We start from the raw sequence: 24,210 nt of genomic DNA, 5'->3' as shown, positions 1-24,210 counted from the left end.
GCGCCTTTATTAACCGCGGGCGGTTAATAAAGGCGCACAGCAGTTCTATTTCAGCTCAGATGATGCACTTCCTGCAGTCCGTACACCGGCGTCGGGATGCCCTCGTAACGCGCCTTCAACTGCAACGCCAAGTACAGCGAGTAGTGGCGCGACTGGTGCAGATTGCCTCCGTGGAACCACAGCGCTTCCTGCTGCGTCGGCTTCCACATGTTGCGCTGCTCGCCTTCCCACGGTCCCGGATCCTTGGTGGTGTTCGACCCCAGGCCCCACACCTTGCCGACCTTGTCGGCGGTGTCCTGACCGATCAGATCCGCCACCCAGCCGTTCATCGAGCCGTAGCCGGTCGCGTAGACCACCACGTCGGCAGGCAATTCCGTACCGTCTTCGAGGATCACGCTGTTCTCGGTCAGCTCACGAATGTTGCCGTGCGCGAGCTTGATGTCTCCATTGGCAACCAGTTCGGCCGCGCCGACGTCGATGTAGTACCCCGAGCCGCGGCGTAGGTACTTCATGAACAGACCTGAACCGTCGTCGCCCCAGTCGTGCTCGAAGCCCGCCTTCTCGAGGCGATCGTAGAAATCCTTGTCGCGCTCACGGATTGCGTCGTACACCGGGATCTGGAACTCGTGCATGATTCGGTACGGCAGCGAACCGAACGTGAGGTCTGCCTTGTGTGTCGTCATGCCCGCGGCCAGTGCACGCTCCGAGTACAGATCACCCAAGCCCAAATCCATCAGCGAATCCGACTTCACGATGTGCGTCGAGCTGCGCTGCACCATCGTGACGTCGATGCCGTTCTCCCACAGTGCACCGCAGATGTCGTGCGAGGAGTTATTGGCCCCGATCACGACGACCTTCTTGCCCACGTACTGATCCGGGCCGGGGTGCTTGCTCGAGTGGTGCTGATCGCCGAGGAACTTGTCCTGCCCGGGGAACGTCGGAACGTTGGCCTTGCCGGACATACCCGTCGCCATCACCAACTGCTTGGGACGCAACGTCAGCTTCTCGCCGTTGCGGTTGACCTCGACGGTCCATTCCTGGGTCTTCTCGTCGAACGACGCAGAGGTGCAGGTCGTGGAACTCCAGTACGGAACCTCCATGACCTTGGTGTACATCTCGAGCCAGTCGCCGATCTTGTCCTTGGGCGCGAACACCGGCCAGTTGTCGGGGAACGGCATGTATGGCAGGTGGTCGTACCAAACCGGGTCGTGCAGGCACAGGGACTTGTAGCGTCCGCGCCACTGATCACCCGGCCGCTCGTGGCTGTCGATCACGATGGCCGGAACTCCGAGTTGGCGCATCCGGGCACCGAGGGCGATGCCTCCCTGTCCGCCGCCGACGATCACGACGTAAGGCTGTGTGGTGTAACCGAGTTCGCGATCCTCGATCTCCTTCTGCTCGGCCCACGTGATGCGGTTCGGGTCTGCTCCGTGCTTGGCTCCACGAGGCCGGCGAGTGCCCTTACCTTCTTCGTGTCCCTTCAATTCCTGCAACGACGTCAGCAGGGTCCAACCTTCATCTCCTTTCAAACGAAGGTGCCCGTGCGCGCGACCGGTTGCAGTCTCGAATTCGATCCAGGCCGACGTGACGCCGTCCGCTTCGTCGGGTGTCTCGGTGGTCCGGAATCCCGAAGGATCGGTGTCGTCGAGACGCTCGGAGAGCATGTCGGCAATCTGCTCGCGACCTTCGACGGTCTTGATGTTCCAGGTGAACGACACCAAGTCGCGCCAGAAGCTGTCGAGTGCAAATTTGCCTGCCACACGCTCGATGTCACGAGCCGCGAGGGCCGACTCGAAATCCGCCAGCCAGGCGTCGACGCGTTCCTGAGGTGTCACCGCCGTCAACTTCACCTCGGGGGTGACTGCGGAATCGATGGTTTGCGTCATCACTTCTCCTTGTTTGTGAATGTGACACACAGCACATCCCATAAGTGGCCCCGGTCACAAGCGTTGCAGTCTGTTGCAATCAGCGGGCGCGGTGCCGCCGCCCGATACCGGTTACCCGCACCGATGTGCGGGCAACCGACTCACCCCTCAGCAGGCTTGAATTTGCCGAGTCCCAGCGACTGAAATCCCACGACGTAGAACAGCGTCCACAACACGGCCCAGTCCACGAAACCCAGTGCATTGCCGTGCAATCCGCCGACAACTGCCGGCTCGTGAAGAATGTGCTCTGCCGCAAAGCGGTAATAGAACAAGAATGTGACCACCGCGAGCGCAAACGTGAGCAGCGCGCGGATCGCCAGGTTGACCCCGTCCGCAAAGCCCGTGGGCTTGTTACCGAAGGCGTTGGCCCAGAAGATCATCCAGAAGGCCCAGCACACACCGAGCTGCGCCGGGAACTGATGGACCACACCACCCAACTCGGCAACGGCATCGCTTCCCACCAACACCTTCACGACCGGAAGTGCCACGAAGTACAAGCCGGTTCCGACGGCGAAGTTACCGATCGTGGCTGCGAGCGCCGTCTTACCGCCGCCGCCGAACAGTCGCCACGGCCAGTTGTCGAGCGTCTGGCCAGTCAGGATCACGACCACTACGACGCAGTAGAACCATCCGAGTACGGTGTCGACGGTCATCAACGGATCCGTGGCGGACAGCGACACGGACGGCAGACCGAACACGAAGTACAGCGCCAGCGTCGGGACGGCGACAAACGCGATCTCACACAAACCCACCAACGGCTGCTTCATCCCTAGGGAAGTCCACGGCCAATGCTGCCAGTTCAGGACCACCATCACCCAGGTCCCGAAGCCGAAGAGCACGAACAGCGCACCCGCGAAATATCCGAGGCCGCCCTCACGATCGGCCGCGAAATCCGGGTACAAACTCCCCAAGCCGTTTGCCAGGAGCCACGTCACCACGACGGCGAAGACCGCGGTCGCGACCATGATCGCCAAGCCTTTCGCCGGCTGTGGGAGTCGATCGAAGCCGGCGAACTCGCAATTGAAGCCGATGAACACAACAAAAAGGATTGCCCAGAAAAGCGCCGCGTTGAACGGCAGAGGATAGAAGCTCCAGGGACTGGTGGTCGGATCGGCCAGAAGGTACCAACTCGCCACGGCCAGCACGAGAACGATCACGAGGTTCGCGATCCCGAACCCGATCCAGCGGCGTGACGGTTGTCGGCTCGGCGTGGCCGGTTCCGTGGGTGTGTCGACTGTAGCGGTCATGTGCCCTCTCCCAGATTGTCTCGCAAGATGATTCGCGAAGTGGTGGCGCAACTATGGAACCGTCGCGCGGGGTACCGGGAGGGTTGCCGAGGGTTGCAACTGCTGTCCGATTTTCCAGAATTGCAACACGGTGCAACCCTTCCGCATTGTGGTCGCCGTCACATACAAATCACTCACCGGTTCACAACCGACTGGTTCACTGCTTACGAGGAGATCTGCATGAGCATCACGGGCAAGGTAGTACTGGTCACCGGCGCCGGCCAAGGAATCGGACGCGGAATCGCTCTCCGCCTCGCCCACGACGGCGCCGACATCGCGTTGGTCGACCTCGACCAGACCAAGCTGGATGCGGTTGCCGACGAGATCAGACAGATCGGTCGTCGTGCGACGACGTTTATCGCCGATGTCAGCGATCGCGCGCAGGTTCACGCCGCAGTCGAACACGCGCACAGTGAGTTGAGCGGATTCGACGTCATCGTCAACAACGCGGGAATCGCTCTCGTCGGCCCGATCTCCGATGCGACGCCGGAAGAGGTCTCCAAGATCTGGAGCGTCAACGTCGACGGTGTCCTGTGGGGAATTCAAGCCGCAGCGGCAAAGTTCCAGGCGCTCGGTCAGCGCGGAAAGATCATCAACGCGTCGTCCATCGCCGGTCATGACGGGTTCGCCATGTTAGGTGTTTACAGCGCAACAAAATTCGCGGTCAGGGCCCTCACTCAGGCTGCGGCCAAGGAATACGCGTCCGACGGAATCACCGTCAACGCGTACTGCCCCGGCGTCGTGGGCACCGACATGTGGGTGACGATCGACAAGAGGTTCGCCGAGTTGACCGGTGCGCCAGAGGGCGCCACCTACGAGAAGTTCGTCGGCGGAATTGCGCTGGGTCGAGCTGAAACCCCCGACGACGTAGCCGGTTTCGTCTCTTACCTCGCTGGGCCCGATTCCGACTACATGACCGGGCAGGCCGGTCTCATCGACGGCGGTCTCGTCTACCGCTGACCGAGGTGTCTTCACTGAAAGCGGCGTCTTCACTGAAAGCGGTGTCTTCACTGAAAAAGCGGTTGCCAGAGCCTGCGATGCCGCCCGGCGAGGATCCTCGCGACTACGCGAGGACCCTCGCCGCGGTGTACGACGCGACGATGGCCGGAGACCGCGCACCGGCCCGCCCAAGGGACGTGGTTCGCCAATCGTGGCAGCGCCTGCGCGAACTCGGTATCGATCCCGAGCACAGCCGGGTCGAACCGTCGATGGACGTCGCCGAACTCGATCTCCGTCGTCGTGAGTCCGGACTGTACGACGTGCTCGACGACGTGACACGCGGACTCGAATCGGTCACCGCGAGCGGTGAGAACATCATGGTCGTCGCAGATCTTCGCGGAACTGTACTGTGGCGCAGCGGTTCCCATCGCGTACTGGACCAAGCTGCGCGTCTGGGATTTGTCGAAGGGGCGAACTGGGCGGAGGACAGCGTCGGCACCAATGCCATCGGAACGGCATTGGTGTCACGACAGGCGGTTCAGATCTTCTCGGCGGAACACTATGCGCGCAGCCATCATCCGTGGACGTGTGCGGGGGCGCCCATCCGTGATCCGCGGGACGACCGTGTCATCGGCGTCGTCGACATCAGTGGTCCTGCCAAGACCGTCCATCCCACGACGCTCGCCCTGGTCGACGCCGTCGCACGCCTCGCTCAATCACACCTGCGCGACAAGCATCGGGACAATCTCGATCAACTACGTTCTGTTGCAGGGCCGATGCTTGCACGAAGCGGATCACCCGCATTGGTGATCGACACCCATGGATGGGTCGCAGCGGTCGACGCGTTACCTCATCGCTCGCGCGTGCTGCTCCCCGCAGCTTTGGCTCCCGGCAGGACATGGTTCCCGGCACTGGGCCTGTGCGAACTGGATCCGCTTCCCGGCGGGTGGCTGGTTAGACCGATCACCACCGGCGAGAGAATCAGCGCGCCCACGGTGCATATCGATCTGCGCGATTCCGAGAACATGTCGGTGACCGTCACGTCGGGTTTCGGCGAATGGGCATACGCCCCCACCCAACGACATGCGGAGATTCTGTTCCTCCTCGGATCCGAGAGACGGGGACTGACTGCATCGCGGTTGGCGCAAGATCTGTTCGGCGACCCGGCCCGCACGGTGACCGCGCGGGCCGAGATGTCGCGTCTGCGAAAGAACCTCGCCGGAGTTGTTGCAGCGCAGCCGTACCGGTTCGTCGATGCAGCGCACGTGACGTTGTCCTGCCCCGTGAACGGCGCACATCTGTTGCCGTTTTCGAACGCCCCGGCGGTGCGTGCCGCTCGCCTTTCTCAGGCCGGTTCGGAGGCCTGAGTAAGCAACTGCAGAAACACCTCTTCGGGCTGAGCGCCCGACACGGCAACCGCACGGTTGGCGACAAAGAACGGAACGCCGCTGACCTGCAGTTGGCGGGCCATGGACAGATCTTCGCGGACAGCCTCCGCTGCGGCATCGGAGCCCAGTTGCTCGCGCACGACATCGGCGTCGAGGCCGACGCTCACGGCCAGCTCGACCAGCACCTCACGGTCGTCGATCACCAAGCCGTCGCTGAAGTGCGCTTTGAACAGCGCTTCGAGGAGTTCGTTCTGCCGCTCACCCGCGAGATGCAGCAACCTGTGCGCATCAAAGGTATTGGCGGCGATCACGGTTTCGAAGTCCAAGGTCAACCCGACCTCGGCGGCCGTCGCGCTGACGTGGGCGAACATCTGACGTACCTGATCAGGCGCCATCCCCTTCATTTCGACCAAGGCGTCGAGTTCGGTTCGCCCCTCTCCCACCGGGGTCTCCGGAGCGAGCTGGTACGAGCGCCAGATGACGTTGACGCGGTCCTTGTTCTCGAAACGATCCAGCGCCGAGAGGAACCTGGTCTTTCCGATGTAGCACCACGGACAAGCGACGTCCGACCACACTTCGATGGTCACGTCTTGGTCAATCACGATTTGATCAGTCACCGAAGGTGCAACAACGAACAGGGTCGGGATTAGTCCCGAGTCACGTCACAAGGCCACACCGGAACGCGATCAACGACGCACTCACGCGGTTGGGCACACCCAGCTTGGCGAACAGCGAAGAGATATGCGTCTTGACGGTGGTCTCACCGAGGTACAGCCGCTCCGCGATAACGCTGTTGGCCGCGCCTGTCGCCAGGATTGTCAGCACTTCGCGCTCCCGATCGGTGAGCGAAGCGAGCGGAGTCTGATCGGGCGCTTGCCGACGCGGCGACGAGGCCACGATGGCGCGCAGAGAATCGCAACTGAACAACGAGTGGTCCGACGCCACTACCCGCACTGCCTGCTGGAACGCCTGCGGAGCTGCGTCCTTGCTCAGGAAACTGTGCGCGCCCGCCTCGACTGCCTGCACAACCATGTCGTCGACGTCGAAGGCGGTCATGGCAATGACCTTCGGTGGATTGCTCATGGTCATCAATTCACGCGTGGCCTCCAAGCCACCGACCCGTGCCATTTTCAGATCCATCAGCACCACGTGGGGACGAAAACGAGTGACCTTGGCTGCGACCTGATCGCCGTCCTCGGCCTCGGCAACCACCACGATGTCCGGCGCTGCTTCCAGGATGTCCTTCATCCCGCGCCGAACCCACGCGTCGTTGTCGACGATCAAAACTGTTATGCGCGAGTCAGCGTCCATAGTGCGCTCAGATTACCCAGAGCCCCCGACAGTTAGAGGGTGGGAGGGCTACGACGACCAGGGCACCCAGCAACTGACGAGGAAATCGTCCCCCAACGCGCCTGCCTCCACCTTGCCGCCGATCTCTCGCGCCTGTTCGGCCAACCCGCGTAGGCCGGATCGAGAACCGATCGACGTCATGGGTGCAAGCTCGCTCAGCTTGTTGCGTGCGAGGATGCGGATTCCGTCGTGTGGCGACCCGGTCACGGAAATGACGAGCATCTGGTCGCTCGCGTACTTCTGGACGTTGGTCAACGATTCCTGAACGACGCGATAACAGACATGCCCCGCCAACATTCCGACATCACCCGGGAGCAACTCGGATTCGAGACGGCAGTGGATGCCTGCCGCGCGTGCACTGTTGACCAGGTCACCGATCGCGTCGATCCCCTGGTGCCCACCGTGTTCGCGGCGATCACCGCTTCCCCTGAGCACTCCGACGATTCCCTTCAATTCGTCCAAAGCCTCGTGTGCGGTGGTTCTGATCATCGCTGCGGTGTTGACGACCTTCTCGGGATTGTCTGCCGCGCTGACCTGCAACCCGCCGGCGAACAACGAGATCCGGCTCAAACTGGCCGCGATCGTGTCGTGCATGTCTCGAGCGATCCGCGTTCGTTCCTCGGTGCGAATCATCTCGTCGCGCATCACGTCGGTTTTCTCGGTGGCCAGATCCCGTACGTGCTCTGCCTCGACGAGTTCGGTTCTGGTCCGAATCAGGAGCGAGAGCGCCACGACAATGCCGACCATGACGGCAGCGACGAGCCACGGGATCCAGATGGCGACGTCGTATTGAACAACCACCGAACCGTCTTTGGGTTTCGCGGTGCCCATCGTGAGAACGGAGTACTCACGATTTCGAAAAGCATCGTAGGTCAACGAAATTCCGCACACGACGAAGACAGCTGCCGCGGCTGCCGCAAGCCGAGGCCCACGCGCGATCCGAGCAACGGCGAACAACGCGATGAGCGCCGCCGTCGCATCGGTGGGGAAGAACAGCGGGCCGACCAGCGTGATCGCCAGAACCACCCAGGGATGTTGATGCCGCCAGACAAGCGATATCCCACCGGCCACGCCCAGGACGAACCCGATCCCGACCAATGCCGGTGGCATATTTCCCGACGCGCCTGCGATGCCCACCGTCATGAAGGAACAGAAAAGGCTGAACGCGACGGCGGCGGTAGTCCATACGCGTCGTCGCACAACGGTTCCTTTGGTGGTGATCACCGAGCAAGCGTATCCACCGCCACCGACGCCTCGAATCAGCCGAACGGGTGGACGAACCGTCAAGCTCCGACCGAAAGGATGAGGCTCCCCGATCTTTCGACCGAAGCGATGAGCGGTCCCCACATCGTTGACTTGTGCCATACCAACTCTCGAAAGGCGCACATCATGCGATCACTCCGTACTCCCCTCGCCCTCCTCGCCGTCGGCGCAGCCCTGTTCGCAACCATCGCCTCGGGCGAGACCGACGAAGCGAAGAAGGTCGACGACAACGGTTCTTCCGCCGCACCCGCGGCTGCCTTCGGCATCGGTGACGTCGTCGAACTGGGCGACTGGCGCGTCCAGGTACACGGCGTTGTCGATCCCTATGTCTCGACCAATCAGTTCATCACCGCGGATCCCGGAAACCGCTACGTCGTGGTCGACACCGAGGTCACCAACAACAGCGACAAGCCGTCGACCGTGTCATCGATGATGTGCTTCGAACTGCAGGACTCGACCAACAAGTCGTACAACATCACGTTCACCGACAGCAGCACGTCGAGTGTCGACGGAGAGCTTGCGCCGGGTGCAGCCAAGCGAGGCGAATTGGCGTACGAGGTCCCCGAAGCCGCCACCGGTCTTCGCCTTCAGTTCAAGTGCGACCTGTTCTCGTCCGGCTCGGCAACCATCAACCTGTCGTGAACCGCCCGGGCGATCTGCTGCTGAGTCCGTGGGCGCTGGTCTCGGTGTCCGTCATCTTGGTCAACGACCACGTACTCAAAGGGGCATTCGGGAACACGATGACGGGCAAGCTGTCCGACGTCGCCGGCGTGTTCCTGTTTCCCTTGCTTCTGCTCTCGGTTCTCGAGGTACTCAGACGAAAGCTGGCGGGGCGAGCAGCAATCGCCTGGTCCATCGCGGTCACGGGCATCGGCTTCGCCGCGGTGAAGACGGTCTCGCCGATCGGCGACGCGTACGAGTGGGTGATCGGGTTTTTCCGCTGGACCGCAGGAGGATTCCGCGGCGAGCTCTTGCCGATCGTGGTCTTTCGTGATCCCTCGGATCTGTGGGTGCTCCCGATATTGTTCGCAAGCTACCTGGTCGTCACACACAACCGCACTCGGGCGCCGGAGGGGGCGCCCGAGCACGAGGTGATCAGTCCAGTGCCGCATCCAACGTGATGTCGACGCCGGTCAGTGCCTTGCTGATCGGGCACGTTTCCTTGGCCGCCTGGGCAACCTTGGCAAAACCGTCGGCGTCGAGGCCGTCGACCTCGGCGCGAACGGTGAGCTTGATTCCGGTGAGCTTGAAGCCGACCGTGTCGGGGCCCAGCGACACGTCTGCGGTGATGTCGAGGCTCTGCGGGGTTCCGCCGGCCTCGGCGATCAGTGCCGACAACTGCATCGCGTAGCAGGACGAATGTGCCGCGGCGATCAGTTCTTCGGGGCTGGTGGTTCCGCCGGCTTCCTCAGCTGCGCGCTTGGGGAACGACACATCGAAGGTCGCGACACCCGAGCTGGTGAGTTCGACCTGTCCCGACCCGGCTTCGAGGGTGCCGTTCCAGGCGGTGCGTGCGGTACGAGTTGGCATTGCTGTCCCTACTTCCGTCTTCACATGATTCGGTGAACGCCTTGCGATCACGAACCTACCCGCGATACGTGAAGTCACACCTACTGTTTCGGACTGCTCTACCCCAGGAGAGTCGCGGTCAACAATTTCTCGACGCGTGCTTGCACGGAGTTCTCCGAGGAAAAGTGCACGATCCTGCCGATGTCGAAGACCAGACCGAGCGCCGCGTGGACGAGGAACCGCGCTTGGACGATCGTCAACTCCGGCCGCGCCTCGACGCACAAGTGCGCCCACTCCTCCACGTTGAGCCGCTGAATGTTCCGCAACTCGGTCCGCGACCGGTCCGGCAAGCTGCCGATCTCGGCGAAATAGACTGCCAACAGTTCGCTTCTGCCGAACGACACCTCGACGTACATCTTGGCCAATGTCTCTACGGCCGCGAGTGGTGTCTCCGACTCCGCCAACGCCGAACCCAACGTCATCGTCAGGCGATCGGACGCCCGATAGAAAGCCGCGGCGAGTAGATCGGCTTTGCTCGCGAAGTGCCGGTACACGCTCGACGCGTTGATACCCGCTGCGGCGCCGATCTCCTCGATACTCACGTCGTGATAGCCGCGCTGATCGAACAGCAATACGGCTTCCTGAAGCAGCACTTCACGTTTCGATGTCCGCGCAAGACCGGGTTTGCGTTCGGGCGCCGCTTTCTTCCCGCTGTCCTTCGCACCAACGGGCAACTCGACGCCGATGACCGACCAACAAGCTGCGAGAATCAACGATTCGATCTGCTTGGCGGACAACGCCGATCGATGACCGGTGATACTGGCGATCACGCTGAGCACAGCCGGTGCGATCAGCTCGACATCGGCCGGGTCCAGTTCCGGGCGCACTGCGGCCAACGGCCCGACAATCCGAAGATTGAGCGTGCGCATTCCCGCCCGCAATTGCTCACGATCCTCGTCGACCAGGTACCGGCCCTCCCAACGGTAGAGCCCTCCCCTACGCCGATTCTCGATCGTCGCGCGGATGACCCCCACCATGGTGGAGTTCAACTGCTCGCGTGGATCGTCGTTTCCGTGTACCGCGGGATCGCTGGCATCCAGCAACGCCTGGGTCAGGTTGTTCACCGTGTAGACGAACAGCGCGTACTTCGTGGGGAAATGGCGGTAAAGGGCCGGCCCGGAGATTCCGACCTTCGCGGCGATCTCGTCGATGCCGACCGCGTGGTAGCCACGTTCACTGAATGCCTCCGCAGCAGCGGCCGCGATTTGCGCCTTCCGATTCTTCGGACGCGTTCGTGGTGCAGAGCCACTGCCGCTCACGGAAACGCGTGTCTGTCCGGGCACCTGACCTCCACTTCCGTTGCTTTCTTCCACTGCCTTCGTCCGCTGCACCGCACTTCTACGGGCGCGAGTCCGAACGGACCATGTTAACCGTCGCGAAGGTCGCAATTCGCGCCCGGTACGGCTTCACCCGAAACCCTACAACGCGGCTGTCACTGCGGACGGATTCCGGAGAAAGAGTCTTGACACCCGCTCTCACACCGGTGTTATGTTAGTGATGATTCGCACAAACTTGCACGCAGTCCGCTGGCGGGCTCGTTCCATGCAGCGCAGGATTTTTCTTCGCCTGCAATAGGGTTCGATGCCGATTGACCGATCGTAAGAAAGTAGTTGTGATCAGATGATTCGCACTCGCTTCACCGAGATGTTCGGCGTAGACCATCCGATCGTGCAGGGCGGCATGATGTGGGTAGGACGCGCAGAACTTGTTGCGGCCACGGCAAATTCCGGCGCCCTGGGGTTCCTGACCGGCCTTACCCAACCCACTCCGGAAGATCTCGTCAAGGAAATTGCTCGGACCCGCGATCTCACCGACAAGCCTTTCGGCGTCAATCTCACGATTCTGCCGTCGATCACGCCGCCGCCGTACGCCGAATATCGCCAGGCGATCATCGAATCCGGGATCAAGATCGTCGAGACGGCCGGTTCCAATCCGATCGATCATCTTCCGCATTTCAAGGACGCGGGTGTGAAGGTGATCCACAAGTGCACTGCAGTTCGTCACGCGGTCAAAGCCGAGAGACTGGGCGTCGACGCCGTCAGCATCGACGGCTTCGAATGCGCCGGACACCCAGGTGAAGACGACATACCAGGGCTGATTCTGATTCCGGCGGCCACGCAGCAACTCACGATTCCGGTGATCGCGTCGGGCGGAATCGCAGATTCCCGCGGTCTCGTCGCGGCGCTTGCGCTCGGAGCAGACGGCGTCAACATGGGAACTCGATTCATGTGCACCGTGGAATCTCCTGTAGCGCAATCAGTTAAAGAACAGATAGTCGCCAACACCGAGCGTGACACCAAGCTGATTTTCCGAACCCTGCACAACACCGCACGCGTAGCAGCGAATGCGATCCGCGCCGAAGTCGTCGACATCGAGGCGCGCGGCGACGCGCAGTTCAGCGACATCCAGCATCTGGTCGCCGGGGCACGCGGGCGCAAGGTCTTCGAAGACGGCGATCTCGATGCAGGCATCTGGTCCGCCGGGCAAAGCCAAGGGTTGATCAACGACATCCCGACCGTCGCCGACATGATCGACCGCATGGTCGCGGAGGCCGAACACCTCATCACCTCACGGCTTTCCGGATTCGTCACCGCTGTGAGCGCGGCATGACCGCCACCGCCGAGACGGGCTTCCGCTCCGAAATCACCGACGGTGTACTGCGATTGACCTTCGACCGCCCGAAGCGGATGAACGCGATCGATCTACCCACGATGACTGCTTTCGCAGCCGCCGTGAGAGAGGGAGGCGCAGACCCGAGAGTTCGTACCATCGTGATCACCGGATCCGGTCGAGCGTTCTGCACCGGAGCCGATCTTGCGGCAGCGGCCCTCAACCCCGCAGACCCGAAAGTTGTCATGGATGCCGCGACTTCTCTGATTCGCGCCATCACCAGCGCCCCGGTCCCGGTGATCGCCGCGGTCAACGGCCCGGCAGCCGGCGTCGGAGTGTCCATCGCCCTGGCCGCGGACCTGACGTACGCAGCATCGAGCGCCTATTTCCTCCTCTCGTTCGTCAACATCGGCCTGATGCCCGACGGCGGCGCCAGTGCGCTGGTGCCGGCAGCGATCGGACGTGCCAGAGCGGCCGAGATGGCGTTGCTGGGCGAGCGGGTTTCCGCCGAGGACGCAGAGCGTTTCGGGCTCGTGTCCCGCACCGTCGCAGACGACGCGTTCGACGCACTCGTCGACTCGGTCGTCGATCGCACGTCGAAGGCTCCCCGACGCGCACTCGAACTCACCAAGCGCGCACTCAATGCGGCGACGCTGGACCGCCTCGATGCCGCGTTGGAGATCGAAAATACCGGTCAGGCAGAACTTCTCACCGGCGACGACTTCAAAGAAGGCGCGATGGCGATGCTGCAGAAGCGCGCACCGCACTTCAAGTAGTCGTTGCGAATTTTCGTTAACAAAACCACTGTGAGAATCGACGGCTCACTGTAGCCTGAGTCACACAATCACCCACGCATGAGAGGAACCCATCGATGGCCTCCACCGATGCAGTCTCCGAGGCGCAGCGTTCACGCCGCACCAACTGGAACAATCAGATCGCCAGGCATGCGCAGATGATTCCCGATCGCACCGCGCTGCGATTTTTGGGCGATTCCATCACCTGGAGCACCCTCGACGCGCGCGTCGAGAAGCTGGCAGACGCTCTAGCCCGACGCGGCGTCAGCTTCGGCGACCGCGTGCTCATCCTGATGCTCAATCGCCCCGAATACCTCGAGATCGTGCTCGCGACCAACGCACTGGGCGCGATAGCTGTTCCGGTGAACTTCCGTCTCACGCCACCCGAGGTCGCTTACCTGGTCAACGACTCCGGCTCCAAAGTCATTGTCGCCGAAGGACCATTGGCTCCACTGGCCGGAGCGGCGCGTGCCGTGTCAGAGGGTATCGACATCTCCATCACCGTAGGCGCCCCCGCCGAGGGTGACAGCCTGAACTACGAGGACCTGATCAGCGAGGCGGGCGAGCCGCACGCGTTCGTCGACATCCCGGACGACACTCCTGCACTCATCATGTACACCTCGGGAACCACCGGTCGCCCCAAGGGTTCGGTGCTCTCCCACTCCAACCTGTCTTCGCAAGCATTGACCTGTATCAGGGCCTTCCACCTGTTCAATGCCGATTCCATCGGCTTCTGCGCGTCGCCCATGTTCCACATCGCTGCCCTCGGTTCCATCGCGCCGAGCCTGCAACTCGGCACGACCACGGTGATCCATCCGGTCGGCGCATTCGACCCTGGTCAACTACTCGACATTCTCGAAGCCGAGAAGGTCACCAGCTTGTTCCTCGTGCCCGTGCAATGGCAGGCCGTGTGCGCAGTGCAGAAGGCGCAACCTCGAGCACTGTCGCTGAAGAACATCTCGTGGGGCGCCGCACCATCGTCCGATACCATCCTGCGGGCAATGGCCGAAACCTTCCCGGACGCATTCAATGTCGCAGTCTTCGGTCAGACCGAGATGTCGCCCATCACTTGCGTTCTCGACGGTGAGGATGCGATTCGCAAGCTCGGATCTGTCGGTCGGGTCATCCCGACCATTTCGGCCAGGGTCGTCGACGAGAACATGGACGACGTGGCGCCCGGTGAAATCGGTGAAATCGTCTACCGCGGGCCCACGATGATGAGCGAGTACTGGAACAACCCCACCGCCACCGCTGACGCCTTCCACGGTGGATGGTTCCACTCCGGCGATCTCGTTCGAGTCGACGACGAAGGCTTTGTCTACGTCGTCGATCGCAAGAAGGACATGATCATCTCCGGCGGAGAGAACATCTACTGCGCCGAAGTGGAAAACGTTCTCTACGAACACGAATTGATCGTCGAAGCGGCCGTCGTCGGTCGCCCCGACGCCAAGTGGGGTGAGGTGCCGGTAGCGATCGTCGCGATGGCGCCAGGTTCAGCCGTGGACCTGACCATCGAGGAACTGAGCAGCTTCCTCAATGATCGTCTCGCGCGCTACAAGCACCCGAAGGACATCGTCGTCGTGGAAGCGCTGCCGCGCAATGCAAGCGGCAAGGTCGTCAAGGGCGAACTGCGAGAGAAGGTTCGAGCGGTCGACGCAGTTTCCTGACTCCACACGCAAACGGGCGGCACCTCCACCGAGGTGCCGCCCGTTAACCTGTGCCTTTCAAGCACTCTGCGAATGCAACTTCCGATGCAGTTCTCGCACCAACGGAACCAACTCCGGCACCGGACCTTCGACCGGGACGTTCGGCGCAACCTCGTTGACGGACAGAGACTTCACCGGCGCCGGGGCCGCACCCCACTCCGCGAGCCAGTCGCCGAGTTGAGCCGAAGAGCAGATGTAGACGATACGTCCGAGGCCCACCCATGCGTGCGCAGCCGAACACATCGCGCAGTGCTCTCCCGAGGTGAATACCGTTGCCGTCGAACGCTCTTCCGGCGTCAGATACTGAGCCGCCCACCGAGCCAGCTCGAACTCGGGGTGGCGAGTGTTGTCGCCGCCCGCGATCCTGTTTCGATCTTCCGCCAGAAATGTTCCGTCGGCCGCTGCCAGGACGGAACCGAAAGGTTCGTCGCCGGCATCCAATGCTTCCGTTGCCAATTCGACGCAACGACGCAGGTGACCCAGTTCGATGTCGTTCATGTGTACGCCCTCTCCCGTGATACACGAAACGGGCGGCACCGGTGAGGTGCCGCCCGTTCGTTAATTACCCTGCTGTACTACTCTGCTGCGCTTTCGCTTTCGCCGGCCTTGGTCAGCTCGATCGGCGGTGCGTCCGGCACGTCGATCGGCTTCTTGGTAGGCGTGAACGTGAACTTCGCGTCCTCGCCCGAGCCTTCGCCGTCCCAGTTCTCGACGTCGACGAGCACGATGTGGCCGGGTCCGATCTCTCCGAAGAGGATCTTCTCGGACATCTGGTCCTCGATCTCGCGCTGGATGGTGCGACGCAGCGGTCGTGCACCCAGTACCGGATCGAATCCGCGCTTGGCCAGAAGCGACTTGGCCTTGTCGGTGACCTCCATGGCCATGTCCTTGTTCTTGAGTGCCGCCTCGACGCGAGCGAGCATCAGGTCGACCATCTGAACGATCTGCTCGTTCGTGAGCTGATGGAAGACGACGATGTCGTCGATACGGTTCAAGAACTCGGGACGGAAGTGCTTCTTCAGCTCGTCGTGAACCTTGAGCTTCATGCGCTCGTAGTTCGACTCCGTGCCCGTTCCCGAGCTGAAGCCCAGGCCGACTGCCTTTGAGATGTCCGACGTACCGAGGTTGGACGTGAAGATCAGCACCGTGTTCTTGAAGTCGACGGTACGTCCCTGACCGTCGGTGAGACGGCCGTCCTCGAGCACCTGCAGGAGGGTGTTGTAGATCTCCTGGTGTGCCTTCTCGATCTCGTCGAACAGCACAACGCTGAACGGCTTGCGGCGCACCTTCTCGGTGAGCTGGCCACCCTCTTCGTATCCGACGTACCCGGGAGGGGCACCGAACAGACGCGAAGCGGTGAAGCGGTCGTGGAACTCGCCCATGTCGATCTGGATCAGAGCGTCGTCGTCGCCGAACAGGAAGTTGGCGAGCGACTTCGCGAGCTCCGTCTTACCGACACCGGACGGGCCGGCGAAGATGAACGAGCCCGAGGGACGCTTGGGATCCTTCAGACCTGCACGCGTACGACGGATCGCCTTCGAGACGGACTTGACTGCCTCTTCCTGGCCGATGATCCGCTTGTGCAGTTCCTCTTCCATGCGGAGCAGACGAGTGGTCTCCTCCTCGGTGAGCTTGAAGACGGGGATACCGGTCCAGTTGCCCAGAACCTCGGCGATCTGCTCGTCGTCGACCTCGGCGATGACGTCCAGGTCGCCCGCACGCCACTGCTTCTCACGCTCAGCGCGCTGAGCAACGAGGGTCTTCTCCTTGTCACGCAGGTTCGCAGCCTTCTCGAAGTCCTGCGCGTCGATCGCGGACTCCTTCTCGCGACGCGCGTCGGCGATGCGATCGTCGAATTCGCGCAGGTCCGGCGGTGCAGTCATCCGACGGATGCGCATTCGCGCGCCCGCCTCGTCGATGAGGTCGATCGCCTTGTCCGGCAAGAAGCGGTCGTTGATGTAGCGGTCGGCCAGCGTCGCCGCTGCCACGAGAGCACCGTCCGTGATGGAGACACGGTGGTGAGCCTCGTAGCGGTCACGAAGACCCTTGAGGATCTCGATGGTGTGCTCGACGGTCGGCTCGCCCACCTGGACGGGCTGGAAACGACGCTCGAGAGCGGCATCCTTCTCGATGTACTTGCGGTACTCGTCGAGAGTGGTAGCACCGATGGTCTGCAGCTCACCGCGGGCAAGCTTGGGCTTGAGGATGGAGGCCGCGTCGATAGCGCCCTCGGCCGCGCCCGCACCAACGAGGGTGTGCAGCTCGTCGATGAACAGGATGATGTCTCCGCGGGTGTTGATCTCCTTGAGAACCTTCTTCAGGCGCTCTTCGAAGTCACCGCGGTAACGGCTGCCGGCCACGAGCGACCCGAGGTCGAGCGTGTACAGCTGCTTGTCCTTGAGGGTCTCGGGGACCTCACCGTTGACGATTGCCTGAGCCAGGCCCTCGACCACAGCGGTCTTACCGACACCGGGTTCACCGATGAGAACCGGGTTGTTCTTGGTACGACGCGAGAGAACCTGCATGACGCGCTCGATTTCCTTCGAGCGGCCGATGACCGGGTCCAGCTTGCCTTCGAGGGCAGCTTGCGTCAGATTGCGACCGAACTGGTCGAGCACGAGCGAGGTGGACGGCGTGCCGGCCTCTCCGCGGGTGCCACCGGTTTCGGTTGGCTCCTTGCCCTGGTAGCCCGACAGCAGCTGGATGACCTGCTGGCGGACACGGTTGAGATCGGCACCGAGCTTGACCAGAACCTGGGCTGCTACGCCCTCACCCTCACGGATGAGACCGAGCAGAATGTGCTCCGTACCGATGTAGTTGTGTCCGAGCTGCAGCGCTTCGCGCAGACTCAGCTCGAGGACTTTCTTGGCGCGCGGTGTGAAGGGGATGTGACCGGACGGAGCCTGCTGGCCCTGGCCGATGATCTCCTCGACCTGGCTGCGGACTCCCTCGAGGGAGATACCCAACGACTCCAACGACTTGGCTGCAACACCTTCGCCCTCGTGAATGAGGCCGAGAAGGATGTGCTCCGTGCCGATGTAGTTGTGGTTGAGCATCCTGGCTTCTTCTTGAGCCAGGACAACAACGCGCCGCGCGCGATCGGTGAACCTCTCGAACATCGCTCTCCCTCACACTCTCCGGCGGGCAGGTTCGAGACCGGATGTCTCGTCCCTGGTCGCCGCGTTTCGCTCCGGCACTACAGACTGATCGCCTCGCCGGTCAGCGGACTGACGTCCACGAATCGACAAAGGTTGCACGACCCCACTTATTACTCTAGAGGGCGCGAAGTCCACCTGCTGCTCCTCCACCCGATTGGCGGCGGAAGCCGGACTGCTTACCGTTCACAACGTCGCAGCTGAGGGAATCGTTTCCCGGTTCCTGTACGCCTGAAGCGAACAGCGATTTTCGACGCCTGATCAGCCGAATATCGGGAGTACCCGAGTGCACGGCACCTCACGCGGATTCGACGGATCAAGCGCGTTGAGCGTCAGAGTCGCCGTTCGCTGCGACGCCACCAACGCGATGTGATCCGACAGGTCCTGCTCGCAACCGTCCTGAACAACTATGTTCGACGCGTTCGACGCGGCCAGTATTCCGCTGCTGTACGGAACGACTACCTGATCGAACCGAGTCACGATGTTGGTGTACTCGACGTCATCGGAGTAGACGCCCGCGTCGCGCAGTTCGGTCACGAAGGTGGCGTTGTCGAAATCCGGTCCCCCGACGCCTTCCGGCGGCCCGACCTCCGAGCCGTCCCACAACGGAGCGATGGAGACGATCTTGGAAACCTTCGCGTCGCCGCCGAGAAACTTGGCGTAGTACGCACTGACCGTCGTCCCCTGAGAGTGTCCGATCAGGTCGACCTTCGAGGCACCCGTCGCAGAGAGAACGTCATCGACGAAGTCCGACAGCTGCCCTGCGCTGTCCCCGAGTGGTGCGAGACCGCCGGCTGCGGAAATCGGCCACGGCTGGTCCGTTCGATTCCCGAAGGTGAGCGCGAAAACGCAGTATCCCTCGTTGGCCAGTACGGGTGCGAGTACGCCCCAATTGGTCTGACGGTTGGCCGCCGTCCCGTGCACCAGGACGACTGGATCAGGATGAGCAGCGGAAGGCGTGCACGAGAAGTCGTTGGTGCCAGGGGCCGATCCGCCCGGGTTGGTCGCTTCCAGGGCGATTCCACTGAAGAAACCGGACGGAACGGGAAGAGGTTCGTTCGCAGACGCAAGAGGTGCGGCGGTCGCGGCCACGGCCCCCGCCAGAGCGAGCGCACCCACGCATGTTCGAATCCCCACCGAAGGCCTCCACATATTGATCAACCCACGACGGGCAATACCGAGTTGCACGGTACCGGCCGCTGATGCGCGGGATCGAGTGCATTGAGAGCAAAAGTCGCCGCGCGCAGCGATGCCGCGATGGCGAGATGATCGGAGATGTCTTGCTCACAACCGTCCTGGACGACGATGTTGGTTGCGTTCGGCCCGGGCTCCAGCCCATTTGTATACGGCAGCACAAGTTCGTCGTAGCGCGTCGTGATGTTCGTGTAGTGAACGCCCGGCGCGTAAACGCCTCCCGCACGGAGATTTTCGATGAACTCCGAACCGGCTCCCATGTTCAGACACGCCTTGCAGATCGGGAATCCTGCCTGTGCCGCCTCGGATACCCCGAGTTCGCGAAGGCTGCGGCCGATACTTGCCTGCTCGTTTCCGAGGGTTCCCTTCCACAGCGATGCCACCGAGACGATGTTGTCCACTTTGTCGGCACCGCCGAGGAACTTCGCGTAGTACCCGTTGATGATCGTGCCTTGCGAATGCCCGACGAGATCCACCGACGTTGCGCCCGTAGCGCCCAGAACTTGATCGACGAAATTCGACAATTGTGCTGCGCTGGAAGGAATTTCCTGCATTCCACCGATGGCCGACAACGGCCACGGCTGCTCGGGGAAGTTGCCGTACGTCAGCGCGAAGACGCAGTAGCCCTCGTTGGCGAGCAACGGCGCATAGGTGGCCCAGTTGGTCTGCCTGTTTCCACCCGTTCCGTGAACGAGCACAACCGGATTGGGATGTTCGGCAGTCGGTTTACACGAAAAGTCATTGGATCCAGGAGCTGAACCGCCAGGATTTCCCAACTCCTGAGGAACACCGGCAAGGAAGGCATTGGGCACGGGCATCGGGGCCTGAGCCGAAGCCACGGAGGTGAACCCGACAAGCATCAGAGCGGCAAGAACCACGCCCCCGAACAACCTGATTCTGTGCACGACCGACTCCTCTACGAGAGATGCGAACCGTGCAGACGCTAACAAACTAGAACGCGTTATCAATCCGTTTCGGCAAAATGCGCCCGAATCCATTCGCGATCCATTTCAGACGGCCTTTTCGTAGGCACGGCGCACCTCGGTGGAAATACGACCGCGGGCCGAAATCTCGAAGCCCGCACCCTTGGCCCATTCGCGGATGGCGGCACTCTGATCGCGGTCGGCAACGGGACGGGATTTGGTCACCGCTCCGTTGACTGATTTGGCGGAATTCGACTTTCTCGCATGAGGAATCCACTTTTTCAGTGCATCGCGCAGTTCCGCGGCGTGGGCGGCGGTGAGATCGATTTCGTAAGCAACTCCGTCGACGGAAAACTCCACAGTTTCGTCCGCGGGCGATTTTTTGTCCAGATCGTCAACCATCGTGACAACAACCTTTTTCACCACGACCATTCCTCCCCAGATCCTTCGATAAGCAGCGACAATAGCACCTGGACAAACGTCCTGTCTTGGCTCGTCCGGATGATTGGGACTGATCTCCGCCGGGTATGCCAGTCGACTTGTCTTGCGACAAAGACAGTGCCGATACACTCCTTGCGGCGCATCGGGGGATGCATCCAGACGGGGGAATCATGACAGACGACGGCTCGAGAAAAGACCTCTACCGAGCGCAATCTTCGCCTCCAAGAACGGCACTCTCGCCAGCATCGCTTACAGCGGACCCACGAATTTCACCATCTCCGGACGCCCTGCGATCCGGTACACCGCAACCGTCACAAATATCCCGGCGGACAACGAATGCGATCCGCCCTCAGCACAATTCGATGTCGTCACCACATCCTGATACTCCACAGCCGAGGTCATGGTCTTCCTTGTCCAGTCGGATCAGGGACTACCTGACGCACTCAACCAGGGCACGATCGACCAAATCATCGCAACAATTCGAAAGTCCGAAACTCAGGCGACCACGCATGGATGAATCCTTTGCCGCAGGCGAATGTCGTTGGGAATAAATCGAATCCCAACTACGAGCGCTCCCCGCTGAGCTGATCGAGCTGAAGAACTCACCCAGATTCATCTGGTTTTCGGCACCGCCGATAGCCGACGACGACGCCGACTGTGAACCGTATCGAATACCTTGGGAGCGCCCCAACTGAAAAAGGTTCGGCCGCAACATGTGCGGCCGAACCTTGATCGAAGTAAAGCTAGCGAGCGGACGGACGAACGATCGGGAAGAGAATCGTCTCGCGAATACCGAGACCCGTCAAAGCCATCAGCAGTCGATCGATTCCCATGCCGGTGCCGGTGGTCGGCGGCATGCCCTGTTCCATCGCGGCGAGGAACTCCTCGTCCAGCACCATCGCTTCGTCGTCGCCTGCCGACGCGAGGCGCGCCTGGTCGACAAAGCGCTCACGCTGGATGACCGGGTCGACAAGTTCGGAGTAGCCGGTCGCCAACTCGAATCCGCGGATGTACAGGTCCCACTTCTCGGTGACACCCTTCTTGCTGCGGTGATCACGAGTCAGGGGCGACGTCTCGACCGGGAAGTCACGGACGAACGTCGGCACGTACAGCTGATCGCCGCACTGGTGCTCCCACAACTCCTCGACGAGCTTGCCGTGGCCGTAGCCCTTGTCCTTGGGAACCTCGAGGCCTACCTTCTCCGCCAGAGCGAGAAGCTCGTCGACCGTCGTATCCGGCGTGACCTCGGTGCCGATGGCAGCCGACAGCGACGGGTACATCTCGAGAACCTGCCACTCGCCACTGACGTCGTACTCGGAACCGTCGGCGAGGGTGAGGACCTGCGTGCCGAATGCTTCCTGCGCAACTTCCTGGACGAGCTCACGAATCATCTTCGCGGAATCGTCGTACGTGCCGTAGGCCTCGTACGTCTCGAGCATCGCGAACTCGGGCGAGTGAGTGGAGTCGACGCCCTCGTTGCGGAAGTTGCGGTTGATCTCGAAGACCTTCTCGATACCGCCGACGACGCAACGCTTGAGGAACAGTTCCGGCGCGATACGCAGGTACAGGTCGATGTCGAGGGCGTTGGAGTGTGTGACGAACGGGCGAGCTGCCGCGCCGCCGTGCAGCGTCTGCAGCATCGGCGTCTCGACCTCGAGGAAGCCGCGGCTCTCGAGCGCATTGCGCAGCGCACGGACAACAGCGACGCGCTTGCGGGCGTTGTCGCGAGCCTCGGGGCGAACGATCAGATCCGCGTAGCGCTGACGCACCCGGGACTCTTCGCTCATCTCCTTGTGAGCGACCGGCAGGGGGCGCAGCGACTTGGATGCGATCTGCCACGCGTCGGCCATCACGCTGAGCTCACCCCGACGGGAGCTGATGACCTCACCGTGGATGAAGACGAAGTCGCCGAGGTCGACGTCGGACTTCCAGGCAGCCAGTGCCTCTTCGCCGACGCCGGCGAGGCTGATCATGGCCTGCAGCTGGGTACCGTCGCCCTCCTGCAAAGTCGCGAAGCACAACTTGCCGGTGTTGCGCATGAAGATGACGCGGCCGACGACGCCGACCAGCACGCCAGTCGCCGTGTCCGGCTCGAGTTCCGGGTACTCCGCGCGGATCTGCGCGAGCGTGTGGGTGCGATCGACCGAAACCGGGTACGCCTCCTGCCCCTGCGCGAGGATCCGTTCACGCTTCTCGCGCCGGATACGGAGCTGCTCGGGGGTGTCGTCGACTGGCTGGGCTTCTACATCACTCACGGGGTACAAGACTACTGGGCCGTGTCCACCGCGTTTGTTGCTGGTAGCACCGCGGCGACCGCGAGCACGATTCCCGACAGGAAGTACAGCGCAACCCTGACGTGATTCCACACCGTCCAACCCACCTCGTACGACGCCCATGCGGCTGCATCGGTAGCGCTGACCGAGGCAAAAGCGTCGTTGCGGGGGACGTGGTAGATCGCTGTCACCGCGAAGGACGCGAGCACCCCGACACAACCGACAACGGCAAGGACCCAGCCGTCCGGTCTGGAGATCGCTGCCCAGATTCCGGCGGCGATCGCGGTGAGCGCCGATCCGACGAGTGGCAGCATCAAGGCGCTCCGCGGTGCTTCGACGTTGATCGCCTGCATCGACGTGATCGCGGCGTGTGCATCGACCGACCGCAGAGCGGGCATTACGAAGGACGAGAACGCGAACAACGCGCCACCGGCAACGAGCGCGCCGAGCGCAGTCACGCCGACGAGCAACTCCAAGAAGATCTCGGATTTCTTCACGACCAGACCCCCGTTCGAGCAGCCTCGGCGGCAAAAGTGGTGAAATCTCGAGCGGGTCGTTCCAGGACCTCTTCGACGACGCCGGTCACACTTTGATTTCGTCCGTCGAGAACCTCGGCAAACAAGTAAGTGAGCAACTCCACGACATCACTCGGGACGCCAACTTCTGCCATGCCGTCGGAAAACTGTTGCAGTCCAATTCTTTCGAATGACACCGCACGCCCCGACGCCGCCGAAATCGCCTCAACGGCCTCCGCGAAGGTGAGCAACTCCGGACCCGTCACCTCGAGAACTCGGCCGAGGAGGTCGGTTCGAGTCAATGCGGCCACCGCCACGTCAGCTAGATCGTCGACGTCGATGAACGGCTCCCCCACCTCTCCTACCGGAAGTTCCAGGTGGCCTTCCCGAATCGGATCGAGTAGATACCCCTCACTGAAGTTCTGGGCAAACCAACTGGCTCGCACCACAGCCCATTTCAGACCGGTGTCGGCCAGAACCTGCTCGGCTTTCTGCGCCGCCGGTTCACCGCGCCCGGACAGGAGCACCATGCGACGAACCCCTTCGCGGTACGCAAGCTCAGCGAGTTCCTCGATGTGGGTGCTCGATTCCGGCACTGCGAGGTCCGGCGCATACGTCACATATGCCACGTCGACGCCGGACACTGCAGGCTGCCACGTCGTCTGATCGTTCCAGTCGAAACGCGTCCCGGATGTTCTCGACGCGATTCTGGTACGGATTCCCACCGCCGTCAGCCTCTGCGCAACGCGCGCACCGGTCTTGCCGGTACCACCGATCACTACTGCCGATTGAATGTCGCTTGTTGTCGTCATGTACTCATTCGACCGCGGAGCGTCAATACGATCCATAGCCGAAGGTCGCAAAAACATACGTCAGCGT

General features: G+C 62.1%; 23 protein-coding genes. 7 read left to right on the top strand and 16 right to left on the bottom strand.

Annotated features, from left to right (window positions below):
- Positions 1-50: 50 nt before the first annotated feature.
- On the bottom strand, positions 51-1,886 hold the full coding sequence (locus RA302_RS03550; protein ID WP_020968370.1) for an NAD(P)/FAD-dependent oxidoreductase: 1,836 nt from the start codon (positions 1,884-1,886) through the stop codon (positions 51-53).
- Between the two features lie 140 nt (positions 1,887-2,026).
- Positions 2,027-3,172: a hypothetical protein gene (locus RA302_RS03545; RefSeq protein WP_166501762.1), complete on the bottom strand. Its 1,146-nt coding sequence runs from the start codon at positions 3,170-3,172 to the stop codon at positions 2,027-2,029.
- Positions 3,173-3,391: 219 nt separating this feature from the next.
- Here RA302_RS03545 and RA302_RS03540 point away from each other — a divergent pair, with 219 nt between their 5' ends.
- Both RA302_RS03540 and RA302_RS03535 read left to right on the top strand, forming a co-directional pair.
- Positions 3,392-4,171 carry an acetoin reductase gene (locus RA302_RS03540; RefSeq protein ID WP_020906092.1) on the top strand — a complete coding sequence of 260 codons (780 nt, stop codon included), beginning with the start codon at positions 3,392-3,394 and terminating at the stop codon, positions 4,169-4,171.
- Positions 4,172-4,248: 77 nt separating this feature from the next.
- Positions 4,249-5,517, top strand: a complete 1,269-nt coding sequence (locus tag RA302_RS03535; protein WP_046377894.1) for a GAF domain-containing protein — start codon at positions 4,249-4,251, stop codon at positions 5,515-5,517.
- On the opposite strand, the gene RA302_RS03530 is transcribed toward RA302_RS03535, so the two are convergent.
- The 3 genes from RA302_RS03530 to RA302_RS03520 form a co-directional block, all read right to left on the bottom strand.
- The gene (locus tag RA302_RS03530) at positions 5,496-6,125 is read right to left on the bottom strand and encodes a DsbA family oxidoreductase (RefSeq protein ID WP_225320254.1); all 630 of its coding nucleotides are present in this window, start codon (positions 6,123-6,125) and stop codon (positions 5,496-5,498) included. The two genes, RA302_RS03535 and RA302_RS03530, sit on opposite strands and share 22 nt — an antisense overlap.
- A 70-nt stretch (positions 6,126-6,195) precedes the next feature.
- The gene (locus RA302_RS03525; protein WP_133727741.1) at positions 6,196-6,849 is read right to left on the bottom strand and encodes a response regulator transcription factor; all 654 of its coding nucleotides are present in this window, start codon (positions 6,847-6,849) and stop codon (positions 6,196-6,198) included.
- A gap of 48 nt (positions 6,850-6,897) precedes the next feature.
- Entirely contained in the window at positions 6,898-8,253 is a 1,356-nt protein-coding gene (locus RA302_RS03520) for a histidine kinase (protein ID WP_030534796.1), read from the bottom strand.
- A gap of 24 nt (positions 8,254-8,277) precedes the next feature.
- Here RA302_RS03520 and RA302_RS03515 point away from each other — a divergent pair, with 24 nt between their 5' ends.
- Positions 8,278-8,793 carry a DUF4352 domain-containing protein gene (locus RA302_RS03515; RefSeq protein ID WP_019746807.1) on the top strand — a complete coding sequence of 172 codons (516 nt, stop codon included), beginning with the start codon at positions 8,278-8,280 and terminating at the stop codon, positions 8,791-8,793.
- A complete protein-coding gene (locus RA302_RS03510) occupies positions 8,790-9,272 on the top strand; it encodes a hypothetical protein (RefSeq protein ID WP_021342790.1) in 483 nt (160 codons plus the stop codon). The genes RA302_RS03515 and RA302_RS03510 overlap by 4 nt, the downstream gene beginning before the upstream one ends.
- Here RA302_RS03510 and RA302_RS03505 read toward each other — a convergent pair.
- On the bottom strand, positions 9,247-9,681 hold the full coding sequence (locus tag RA302_RS03505) for an OsmC family protein (protein ID WP_003945839.1): 435 nt from the start codon (positions 9,679-9,681) through the stop codon (positions 9,247-9,249). The genes RA302_RS03510 and RA302_RS03505 overlap by 26 nt on opposite strands.
- Positions 9,682-9,779: 98 nt before the next feature.
- On the bottom strand, positions 9,780-11,003 hold the full coding sequence (locus RA302_RS03500; RefSeq protein ID WP_166501761.1) for a TetR/AcrR family transcriptional regulator: 1,224 nt from the start codon (positions 11,001-11,003) through the stop codon (positions 9,780-9,782).
- A 337-nt stretch (positions 11,004-11,340) separates the two neighbouring features.
- Between RA302_RS03500 and RA302_RS03495 the strand changes: the two genes are divergently transcribed.
- The 3 genes from RA302_RS03495 (at position 11,341) to fadD5 (ending at position 14,791) form a co-directional block, all read left to right on the top strand.
- Complete coding sequence (locus tag RA302_RS03495; protein WP_166501760.1) at positions 11,341-12,330, top strand: nitronate monooxygenase family protein; 990 nt, start codon at positions 11,341-11,343, stop codon at positions 12,328-12,330.
- On the top strand, positions 12,327-13,106 hold the full coding sequence (locus RA302_RS03490) for an enoyl-CoA hydratase (protein WP_097387915.1): 780 nt from the start codon (positions 12,327-12,329) through the stop codon (positions 13,104-13,106). Before RA302_RS03495 ends, RA302_RS03490 begins: the two co-directional genes overlap by 4 nt.
- A gap of 95 nt (positions 13,107-13,201) precedes the next feature.
- A complete protein-coding gene (fadD5, locus tag RA302_RS03485; RefSeq protein ID WP_020906085.1) occupies positions 13,202-14,791 on the top strand; it encodes a fatty-acid--CoA ligase FadD5 in 1,590 nt (529 codons plus the stop codon).
- Positions 14,792-14,848: 57 nt separating this feature from the next.
- Here fadD5 and RA302_RS03480 read toward each other — a convergent pair whose 3' ends face one another.
- The 9 genes from RA302_RS03480 to RA302_RS03440 all read right to left on the bottom strand — a co-directional run bounded on the left by RA302_RS03480 (position 14,849) and on the right by RA302_RS03440 (position 24,143).
- Entirely contained in the window at positions 14,849-15,328 is a 480-nt protein-coding gene (locus RA302_RS03480) for a nucleoside deaminase (protein WP_019746801.1), read from the bottom strand.
- Between the two features lie 77 nt (positions 15,329-15,405).
- Positions 15,406-17,949 carry an ATP-dependent Clp protease ATP-binding subunit gene (locus RA302_RS03475; RefSeq protein WP_003945604.1) on the bottom strand — a complete coding sequence of 848 codons (2,544 nt, stop codon included), beginning with the start codon at positions 17,947-17,949 and terminating at the stop codon, positions 15,406-15,408.
- A 297-nt stretch (positions 17,950-18,246) separates the two neighbouring features.
- Complete coding sequence (locus tag RA302_RS03470; protein ID WP_021342783.1) at positions 18,247-19,104, bottom strand: alpha/beta fold hydrolase; 858 nt, start codon at positions 19,102-19,104, stop codon at positions 18,247-18,249.
- 38 nt (positions 19,105-19,142) lie between these two features.
- Positions 19,143-20,039, bottom strand: a complete 897-nt coding sequence (locus tag RA302_RS03465) for an alpha/beta fold hydrolase (protein ID WP_166502898.1) — start codon at positions 20,037-20,039, stop codon at positions 19,143-19,145.
- Positions 20,040-20,189: 150 nt separating this feature from the next.
- On the bottom strand, positions 20,190-20,528 hold the full coding sequence (locus tag RA302_RS03460) for an Lsr2 family protein (RefSeq protein ID WP_003945673.1): 339 nt from the start codon (positions 20,526-20,528) through the stop codon (positions 20,190-20,192).
- A 264-nt stretch (positions 20,529-20,792) separates the two neighbouring features.
- Positions 20,793-20,945 carry a hypothetical protein gene (locus RA302_RS03455; protein WP_338479402.1) on the bottom strand — a complete coding sequence of 51 codons (153 nt, stop codon included), beginning with the start codon at positions 20,943-20,945 and terminating at the stop codon, positions 20,793-20,795.
- Between the two features lie 341 nt (positions 20,946-21,286).
- Positions 21,287-22,798: a lysine--tRNA ligase gene (lysS, locus tag RA302_RS03450; RefSeq protein WP_003945834.1), complete on the bottom strand. Its 1,512-nt coding sequence runs from the start codon at positions 22,796-22,798 to the stop codon at positions 21,287-21,289.
- Positions 22,799-22,809: 11 nt separating this feature from the next.
- Positions 22,810-23,313, bottom strand: a complete 504-nt coding sequence (locus tag RA302_RS03445) for an anthrone oxygenase family protein (RefSeq protein WP_060939442.1) — start codon at positions 23,311-23,313, stop codon at positions 22,810-22,812.
- A complete protein-coding gene (locus RA302_RS03440) occupies positions 23,310-24,143 on the bottom strand; it encodes an NAD(P)H-binding protein (RefSeq protein WP_166501759.1) in 834 nt (277 codons plus the stop codon). The genes RA302_RS03445 and RA302_RS03440 overlap by 4 nt, the downstream gene beginning before the upstream one ends.
- Positions 24,144-24,210: the final 67 nt, after the last annotated feature.

The sequence above is a fragment of the Rhodococcus sp. DN22 genome (genome assembly GCF_036669995.1).
Taxonomy (GTDB): Bacteria; Actinomycetota; Actinomycetes; order Mycobacteriales; family Mycobacteriaceae; genus Rhodococcus_F; species Rhodococcus_F erythropolis.
Note: the sequence above shows the minus strand (reverse complement) of the source record. Positions and strands in the feature narration are given on the sequence as shown.

What these genes read in the sequence shown, in the direction of transcription:
- RA302_RS03515 (WP_019746807.1), top strand. Translation starts at nt 8,278, where the DNA reads ATGCGATCACTCCGTACTCCCCTCGCCCTCCTCGCCGTCGGCGCAGCC.
- fadD5 (WP_020906085.1), top strand. Translation starts at nt 13,202, where the DNA reads ATGGCCTCCACCGATGCAGTCTCCGAGGCGCAGCGTTCACGCCGCACC.
- RA302_RS03455 (WP_338479402.1), bottom strand. Translation starts at nt 20,945, where the DNA reads ATGACCTCGGCTGTGGAGTATCAGGATGTGGTGACGACATCGAATTGT.
- RA302_RS03525 (WP_133727741.1), bottom strand. Translation starts at nt 6,849, where the DNA reads ATGGACGCTGACTCGCGCATAACAGTTTTGATCGTCGACAACGACGCG.
- RA302_RS03545 (WP_166501762.1), bottom strand. Translation starts at nt 3,172, where the DNA reads ATGACCGCTACAGTCGACACACCCACGGAACCGGCCACGCCGAGCCGA.
- RA302_RS03550 (WP_020968370.1), bottom strand. Translation starts at nt 1,886, where the DNA reads ATGACGCAAACCATCGATTCCGCAGTCACCCCCGAGGTGAAGTTGACG.
- RA302_RS03535 (WP_046377894.1), top strand. Translation starts at nt 4,249, where the DNA reads ATGCCGCCCGGCGAGGATCCTCGCGACTACGCGAGGACCCTCGCCGCG.
- RA302_RS03440 (WP_166501759.1), bottom strand. Translation starts at nt 24,143, where the DNA reads ATGACGACAACAAGCGACATTCAATCGGCAGTAGTGATCGGTGGTACC.
- RA302_RS03480 (WP_019746801.1), bottom strand. Translation starts at nt 15,328, where the DNA reads ATGAACGACATCGAACTGGGTCACCTGCGTCGTTGCGTCGAATTGGCA.
- RA302_RS03495 (WP_166501760.1), top strand. Translation starts at nt 11,341, where the DNA reads ATGATTCGCACTCGCTTCACCGAGATGTTCGGCGTAGACCATCCGATC.
- RA302_RS03475 (WP_003945604.1), bottom strand. Translation starts at nt 17,949, where the DNA reads ATGTTCGAGAGGTTCACCGATCGCGCGCGGCGCGTTGTTGTCCTGGCT.
- RA302_RS03520 (WP_030534796.1), bottom strand. Translation starts at nt 8,253, where the DNA reads ATGGCACAAGTCAACGATGTGGGGACCGCTCATCGCTTCGGTCGAAAG.
- RA302_RS03505 (WP_003945839.1), bottom strand. Translation starts at nt 9,681, where the DNA reads ATGCCAACTCGTACCGCACGCACCGCCTGGAACGGCACCCTCGAAGCC.
- RA302_RS03465 (WP_166502898.1), bottom strand. Translation starts at nt 20,039, where the DNA reads ATGCTTGTCGGGTTCACCTCCGTGGCTTCGGCTCAGGCCCCGATGCCC.
- RA302_RS03540 (WP_020906092.1), top strand. Translation starts at nt 3,392, where the DNA reads ATGAGCATCACGGGCAAGGTAGTACTGGTCACCGGCGCCGGCCAAGGA.
- RA302_RS03490 (WP_097387915.1), top strand. Translation starts at nt 12,327, where the DNA reads ATGACCGCCACCGCCGAGACGGGCTTCCGCTCCGAAATCACCGACGGT.